This is a genomic window from Streptomyces sp. OfavH-34-F (genome assembly GCF_022347745.1).
Taxonomy (GTDB): Bacteria; Actinomycetota; Actinomycetes; order Streptomycetales; family Streptomycetaceae; genus Streptomyces.
Genome location: NZ_JAKRGC010000285.1, coordinates 1 through 8,451, shown reverse-complemented (window position 1 = coordinate 8,451; position 8,451 = coordinate 1). Strand labels below are relative to the sequence as shown.

Annotated in this window: 2 protein-coding genes; both read right to left on the bottom strand. The window is 75.4% G+C overall.

Features of this window, described 5'->3' with window-relative positions:
* Positions 1-112: 112 nt before the first annotated feature.
* Positions 113-5,731, bottom strand: coding sequence for a non-ribosomal peptide synthetase/MFS transporter (locus tag MHW47_RS28345; protein WP_239226607.1), 5,619 nt, complete (start codon positions 5,729-5,731; stop codon positions 113-115).
* On the bottom strand, positions 5,728-8,451 hold a 2,724-nt coding region (locus MHW47_RS28340), incomplete at its 5' end, for an amino acid adenylation domain-containing protein (protein ID WP_239226606.1). The genes MHW47_RS28345 and MHW47_RS28340, both read right to left, overlap by 4 nt.

The window sequence follows — 8,451 nt, the reverse complement described above, 5'->3', positions numbered from 1 at the left end:
CAGGTCCCGAAGTCCAGGCGGTGCGGCCCGTTGCGGAGGGCGACCCGGTCGGGGTGGAGCGCGGCGCGGTGTGCCAGCAGTTCGACGAGGGAGCGCGGGGGCGCGGCGGGGCTCACCGGTCGGCTCCCACCGGGGCGGCCTCGGTGCGGGGTGCGGAGGCGGCGAGGGCGGCGGCGCGTTCGCGCAGGCCGATGAGGTCGTCCGGTTCGGCGTCGGGCACGTCGAGGTCGAAGCGGGCGAGCGCGGGCAGCCGCAGGGCCAGGGCCACGAGCGCCAGCATGGCCACGCAGCACAGCAGGTACATCAGCCCGATGCCGCGCCCGGGCCCGGTGCCGAGCACGCGTCCGACGGTGCCGGCGAGTGGCCCGTCCGCGGCCATCAGAGGGTCGAACAGCCGGGCGCCGAGGGGGGCGACGAGCCCGTGGCCCAGGGGAAGGGTGGACCAGGCCACCATGGTGTTGAGGGCGAAGACGCGGCCGTGGAAGCGCTGCGGGACCTTGACCTGGACGATGGTCGAGTAGACGCCGTTCACCAGGGCGATGCAGCAGGACATCCCGAAGGCACCGGCTCCGACGACCCAGAGGTCGGCGCGCAGCCCGGTCACCGCACCGGCCAGCGCGAACACCCCGGCGAGCGCCAGCATGCCGCGCACCCGGTGTCTACGGGGCCCGCCCCACACCCCCATGACGATGCCGCCCGCGACGGCGCCGGCGCCGCCGGCCGTGGCCACCGCCGCCGCCCCGTCCAGGGTGTCGAAGGACAGCACGAGGGGGGTCACCAGCAGGAAGAGCGGGGACAGGAAGAGGTTGAGCGCGGCGAACCAGAGGAGCATCGAGCGGAAGCCGCGGTGGCGCCAGGTGTAGGCGAAGCCCTGCTTGATCTCCTCGACGACCGGCTCCCGGCGGGTCCAGGGCAGCGTACGCGGGAACTTGACGCACACCAGGACGGCGACGGCGACGACGTAGCTCGCGATGTCGAGGATCAGGATGCCGCGCATCCCGATGCCCGCCAGCAGCGCCACCGCGACCAGCGGCACCACGAACTGGGCGGCGCCGAAGGCGAGTTGGACGACTCCGTTGGCGTGCCCGAGATAGCGCTTGGGGACCAGCTGCGGGATGGCGGAGTTGTAGGCGAGGCGCTGGAAGGTGAGCGCCACGGAGAGGCCGCCGAGCAGGAGGTAGAGATACCAGGTGTCCAGTGCGCCGGCGAGCAGCAGGCAGAGCATGGCGACCTGGCTGAGTCCCGCCGCGAGGTCGCCGGCGAGCATCACCCGGCGCCGGTCGAACCGGTCCACGACCGCGCCGGCCAGCGGTCCGACGAGGATGCCGGGCAGCATCGCCACCACCGAGTACAGCGCGAACCGGGTGAGGGAGCCGGTCTCCAGGAGAATCCAGATGGGCAGCGCGAATTCGGTGAGCGCGGACCCCACGATCGAGCCGAGCTGCCCGAGCACCACGGCGACGAAGCGCGCGGCGCCGGGCGCGGGGGCGGCCTTCGCGCTGCCCGTGCCACCGCCGCCCTCGCCGTCGCCGGGTTCGCCGCCGGGCCGGTCCGTCGCCCGGGGCGCTTCCCGCGCCTCGCGCGGAGGGTCCGCGGGCTCCGGCGGTCCGGTCTCCGCGTGGAACCACCACGCCGCGTCCGGGGAACGGGCGGGCAGGGTCGCGGTGTCGCCCCGGCCGAGCGCCCGGTGCACCGTCGTCACCGCTTCGGCGACCTCGGCGGCCCGGTACTTGACGAAGAAGTGGCCGCCCTGGTCGATGACGGCGACGGCGGAGCGCTCCGCGAGCAGCAGCCACTCCCGGTAGCGCTCCTGGTAGAAGTCGGCGGCCGGGTCGCGGTCGCCGACGAGCGACACGAGCGGGGCCCGCAGGCGCGGCGCCCCGGCCTCCACATCGGCGATCGCGCCGGTGAAGTACTCCTCGGCCGCCTGGCTGTCGCGGCGCATGTTGCCCACGATGAACGCGGTCTGCTCCCGATCGAGCTGGGAGGTGTCCACCCCCATCCCGGTGAGCCAGTTGACGTAGACGCGGTTGCCGAGCAGCGCCTCCAGGGACGCCACCCTGGACAGGGCGCCCAGTACCCGGCCGCGCGGCTTGGCGAAGGGGAACTGCGCGCCCGCGTACACCGCCTCCAGTTCGCGGCCCGACGCCTCCAGGAGGCGCGCGGTCGCCACGGCGAGGGCGGTGCCGACGCCGCAGTGCCCGTACACGATCAGGGGGCCCTGGACGCGTTCGCGGATCTCGGCGGCCAGCTTCTCCGCGAGTTCCCCGAAGGGCAGGTGCTCCTCCGTGACCCCGACGTCGTGGCCGGGTATGGCCACGGACCACAGTTCGTAGCCCTCGGGCAGGAGGTCGGCGACGGGCTGGTACACGACCGCGCTACCGCCGCCGTACGGGACGCACACCAGGGTGGCGCGCAGCCGGCCGGCGGGTGCCTGCGGGGTGAGGCGGTGCAGCAGCCGGCGCGGGCCCCGGGCGTCCTCGGGGAGGTCGGCGAGCGCGGCCAGGTCCCTGACCGTGCGGCAGGTGAACAGGTCCATGACGCTGACCGGCCGGGCGCCCGCCTCGGGGAGGAGGACGCGGGCGCGGGCGACGACCTGGGTGGCGAGGAGCGAGTGGCCGCCGAGGTCGAAGAAGTCCTCGTCGGCGCCGACCTCGTCCAGGCCGAGCACCTCGGACCAGATGCCGGCAAGCACCCGCTCCGCCGGGGTCGCCGGTGCGCAGGCCGCGCCGCTCGTCCGGTGGATCTGCGGGGTGGGCAGCGCGCGGCGGTCGAGTTTGCCGTTGGGGGTGAGCGGCAGGGCGGGCAGCGCGGTGCAGGAGACCGGCACCATGTAGTCCGGCAGCACCCGCTTGAGGGCGGTGCGCAGGTCCTGCGGGTCGGGGGCGGGCCGGCCGTCCTCGGTGACGACGTAGGCGGCGAGCCGCTTGTCCCCCGGTGTGTCCTCGCGTACGACGACGGCCGCCTCGGCGATCGGCGGCAGAGCGCGCAGGGCCGCCTCGATCTCGCCGGGCTCGATGCGCAGGCCGCGCAGCTTGACCTGCTGGTCGATGCGGCCGAGGTGTTCCAGCGCTCCGTCGGGGCGGCGCCGGCCGAGGTCGCCGGTGCGGTAGAGCCGGGAGCCCGGCGGGCCGTACGGGTCGGGGACGAACTGGCGGGCGGTGAGCCCGGGCCTGCGGTGGTAGCCGAGGGCGACCGCGGTCCCGGCGATGTGGATCTCGCCGGGTGCCCCCGGGGGCACCGGTCGCAGCGCCCGGTCCAGGACGTACAGGCGGACGTTGTCGACGGGGAAGCCGATCGGGACGGTGTCGGGCCGGTCCTCGCACTCCCAGGCGGAGACGTCGATCGCCGCCTCGGTCGGTCCGTAGAGGTTGGCCAGGGCGCAGCCGGGCAGCACCTCGCGGAAGGCGCGCGCGGTGTCGGGGGGCAGCGCCTCGCCGCTGCACACGACGCGGCGCAGCGCGGTGCAGCGCCCCGCGCCCTCCTCGGCGAGGAAGAGGGGCAGCATCGAGGGGACGAAGTGGGCGACGGTGACGGGCGCGGAGCGGATGAGTCCGTGCAGGTACGCGGCGTCCTTCTGGCCGCCCGGCCGGGCCAGGACGAGGCGGGCGCCGGTCATCAGCGGCCAGAAGAACTCCCAGACGGAGACGTCGAATCCGGCCGGGGTCTTCTGCAGGACGGAGTCGTCGGGGCCGATGGGGTAGCTCCGCTGCATCCACAGGAGGCGGTTGACGACGGCGCGGTGGGTGTTGGGGACGCCCTTGGGGCGGCCGGTGGAGCCGGAGGTGTAGATGAGGTAGGCGGGGTCGTCGGGCGCCGGTTCGGGTGTGTCCGGGGCGGGGATGGGAGCGCTCCCGTCGAGCGGGTCGGTGTCGTCGAGGTGGAGCACGGTGGCCCGGCAGCCCTCGGGGACCGGGATGTCGCGCTGGGTGAGGAGCACCCGGGCGCCGCTGTCGTCGAGCATGAACGCGAGCCGGTCGGCGGGGTATTCGGTGTCCAGCGGGCTGTAGCAGGCTCCGGTGCGCTGGACGGCGAGGAGTGCGGCGACGAGTTCCGGTGAGCGGTGCGCGCCGACGGCGACGACGTCGCCGGGCCCGGTGCCCGCCGCGCGCAGCCGGGCGGCGATCCGGTCGGCGGCGGCGTCGAGTTCGGCGTAGGTGAGGCTGCGGTCGTCGGCGGTGACCGCGAGGGCGTCGGGGGTGCGCGCGATCTGCTCGGCGATCAGGGAGACCAGGGTGGCCCCGTCGGGTACCGGCCGCTCGGTGCGGTTGAACTTCTCGGTCTCCAGGCCGCGTTCGTCGTCGGAGAGCAGGTCGAGCGTGGACAGCGGCGCGTCGGGGCGGTCGGCCACCGCGCGCAGCAGCCGGTCGAGGTGGGCGGCGAGCCGGGCGATGTCGGCCTCGTCGAAGAGGTCGGTGTTGTAGTTGAAGGCGCCGCGCAGCCCGTCCGGCCACTCCATCAGGAACAGCTCGACGTCGAACCGGGTGCCGGAGGCGCGCAGCCCGTAGTTCTCGACGTCCAGTCCCGGACCGGCGGAGGTCTGGCGCCCGGTGGCGTAGTTCTGTACGGCCAGGACCGCCTGGAACACCGGCGAGCGGGAGACGTCGCGCGGCACGTTGAGTTCGGTGACCAGCTGGGCGAAGGGCAGCTCCTGGTGGGCGTACGCCTCCAGGCAGGTCTCGCGGGTCCGTTCCAGCAGGGCGGCGAAGGTGGGGTCGCCGTCGAGCCGGGCCCGCAGCGGCAGCACGTTGACGAACATGCCGACCAGGTCTTCGAGTTCCGATTCGGGGCGGCCGGCGACGGGTGATCCCACGGCGAAGTCGCGCTGTCCGCTGAACCGGGCGAGGAGTTCCTGGAAGGCCGCGAGCAGCACCATGTGGAGGGTGGCGCCGTGGGTCTTGCCCAGGGCGGCGAGCCGGTCGAGCAGGTCGCGGTCCACCTGGAAGCCGTAGCCGGCGCCGTCGAAGGTCTGCCGCGCCGGGCGGGGCCGGGCGGTGGGCAGGACGAGGGGTTCGACTCCGGCGAGTTCCCCGGCCCAGTAGGCGACCTCGGCGGCGAGGGCGTCGCCGGTCAGCCGGTCGCGCTGCCACTGCGCGAAGTCGCCGTACCGTACGGGGAGTTCCCCGAGGGGGTGGTCGTCCCCGGCGCGGTGGGCGGCGTAGCAGCGCAGGATCTCGGAGACCAGGATCTCGCTGGACCAGCCGTCGCTGACGCTGTGGTGGACGACGAGCAGCAGGATGTGGTCGCGGTCGCCGAGGCGGACGAGCAGGGCGCGCAGCAGGGGTCCGGCCGCGAGGTCGAAGGGGACCGCCCCGGCGTCGTCCACCAGCCGGGCCGCGTGTTCCTCGTCCGCCGCCTCGGCGAGCGGCAGCGGTACGGGCGCCGGTTCGGCGATCTCCAGGACCGGGCGGCCGTCGTCGGTGGCCGGGTAGCGGGAGCGGAGCGTCTCGTGCCGGGCGACGACGGCGTCCAGGGCGTGTGCCAGTGCCTCGCGGTCCAGTTCGCCGCGCAGTCTGCGGGCGACGGGGATGTTGTACGCGGCGGTGCCGGGCGCGAACTGCTCCATGAACCAGAGGCGTTCCTGCGCGAAGGAGAGCGGCGGCACGGCCCCGTCCGGGCGGCGGGGGACGGCGGGCCGGGACGCGGTGGCGCGGCCGGTCCGCAGCCGGCGGCTGAGCAGGGCGCGCTTGGCGTCGGAGAGTCCTGCGTGCGGGGTGGTGGTCTCGCTCATGACGCCGTACGGGTTCCTTCCAGGGCGTCGCCGTCCGCGGCGAGGAGGGCGGCTGCCTCCTCCTCCGACAGGGCGTCGATCTCGGCCAGCAGGGCGGCTTCCACGGCCTCGGCGAAGGCCGCGACCGTGCGGTGGGTGAAGAGGGTGCGCAGGGGGACGGTGAGGTCGGCGGCGGCGCGGACGCGGGCGATGACCCGGGTGGCGAGGAGGGAGTGGCCGCCCAGGTCGAAGAAGTCGTCCAGGGCGCCGACCCGGTCGATGTCCAGGACCTCGCGCCAGATGTCGGCGACGAGTTCCTCCGCCTCGGTGCGCGGGGCCAGGTAGCTCGCGCGGAGTTCGGGGCGGTGGTCGGGGGCGGGCAGGGCCGCGCGGTCGAGCTTGCCGTTCGGGGTGAGCGGCAGCCGGTCGAGGACGAGGATCGACGCGGGTACGAGAGGGGCGGGTAGGAGCGCTCCCACGGCGCCGCGCAGGCCGGCCGGGTCGAGGTCCGCGGGCCCGGTCTCCGTGCCGGGGCGGCCGGGTGCGGTGGCGGGGACCACGTAGCCGACGAGGGTGTCGCGCCGGGCGACGACCACCGCCTCGGCGACGCCGGGCTGGGCGAGCAGCGCGTTCTCGACCTCGCCGGGCTCCACCCGGTAGCCGCGCACCTTGACCTGGCCGTCCAGCCGGCCGAGGAATTCCAGCGCCCCGTCGGCCCGGCGGCGCGCGAGGTCGCCGGTGCGGTAGCGGCGGGAGCCGGGCGGGCCGTAGGCGTCGGGCACGAAGGCGCGTGCGGTGGCGCCGGGCCGGCCGGTGTAGCCGTAGGTGATTCCCGTGCCGCCGATGAGCAGTTCGCCGGGGGTGCCGGGCGGGACCGGGCCGCCGTGCTCGTCGCACACGGTGGTGGTGACGCCGCCGATGGGGGCGCCGATGGGCGGGCGGAGGCGGGTGTCGGGCTCGCCGAGGTCGGCGGTGGTGGCGATGACGGTGGTCTCGGTGGGCCCGTAGGAGTTGACGAGCCGCACCCGGTCGCCGAAGCGCTCGCGCCAGGCGGCCACGGCGGCGGACTGCACCTGGTCGGCCCCCAGGATCAGCAGCCGCAGCCCCTCGGGCCAGGCGACGAGGTCCAGGTCGCCGACCAGGTGGTGCCAGTACGGGGTGGGCAGGTCCATGACCGTGACATCGGCGGTGAAGTCCTCGGCCAGCTGGTCGGGCAGCGTGGCGCCGGGGTCGGCGACGACGAGGGTGGCCCCGGCCGCCAGGGCGGGGAACAGTTCCTCGGCGCAGGTGTCGAAGCTCAGTGAGGCGCAGTGCAGGACCCGGTCGCCGGCGGTGATGCCGTATCCCTCGCGCATCCAGCGCACCCGTTCGGCGAGCGCCCGGTGCGGCACGAGGACGCCCTTGGGGGTGCCGGTCGAACCGGAGGTGTAGACGAGGTAGGCGGGGTCCTCGGGCAGCGGCCCGGGCAGAGGCTCCTCGGCCGGTGCGGGGGCCCCGGTGTCCTCCGCGTACAGGCTCCGTACGCCCTCGGGCACCGTGGCCGTCCCCTCGTCGCGGGAGGTCACGACGATGCCCGCGCCGCTGTCCGCGACCATGTACGCGATCCGGGCGGCCGGGTACTCGGGGTCCAGCGGCAGATAGGCGGCCCCGGCCCGCCAGGCGGCGAGCATCGCCACGACGGCGCGCGGGCCCCGGGGCAGGAGCACGCCGACGGTGTCACCGGGCCGCACCCCCTCCCCCGCCAGCCGCGCGGCGAGCCGGCCCGCCTCCTGCCACAGGGCGGCGTACGTGAGCGAGGTGTCGCGCCCGCGCAGGGCCTCGGCGCCGGGCCGCTCGCGCACGGTCCGGGCCAGGGCGTCGGGCACGGTGGGCGGGCCCTCGGGCAGCCCGGGGCCGCGTCCGGCCGCCTCCAGGGCGGTGACTTCGGCCGCGTCCAGCAGGGGCAGCAGGTGGACGGGCGTGTCCGGCTCTGCGGTCGCGGCGCGCAGCAGCGTCTCGAAGCGGCGGCCCAGCCTGGCGGCCCACTCGGCGTCCAGGAGGTCGGTGCGGTAGCCGAAGACCGCGACGACGTCCTCGCCGTCCCGGCGCACGTCCAGGGTGAGGTCGAACTTGCACGCCCGCATGGCGGGGTCCAGTTCGGTGCAGCCGAGACCGGCGAACGAGGCGTCGCGCAGCAGCCCGGCGTCCTGGGTGTGCACGGTCAGCATCGTCTGGAAGAGCGGGGTGCGTCCCGGGTCGCGGTCCAGCTTCAGGGACTCGGCCAGTTCCTCGAAGGGGACGCGGTCGTGGGCGAAGGCCCCCAGCACGGTGGTGCGGGCGCGGCGCAGGAGATCGGCGAAGGTGGGGGCGCCGGTCAGGTCGGAGCGCAGGACCAGGGTGCGCGAGAAGTAGCCGATGGCCCGTTCCTCGTCGGGGCCGTTGCGGCCCGCGGTGGGCACGCCGACGCAGAAGTCGCGCTGCCCGGTGCAGCGGTACAGGGTCGCCTGGTAGGCGGCGAGGAGCACCATGAACGGGGTGCAGCGCCGGGTGCGGGCGAGGGCGTCGACCAGGGGGCCGGCGCCGGTGATGAGCTGGGTGTGGAAGGCGCCGTCCGGTGAGGGGCGTTCGGGGCGTGGGCGTTCCAGGGGGAGTTCCAGGCCGGGCGCGCCGTCGAGGCGGTCGCGCCAGTAGGCGAGGGCCTCGCGGGCGCGGGCCGCGTCGGCGTCCTGTTCCGGGCCGGCGGGGCGGGCGGGCGGTGCGGG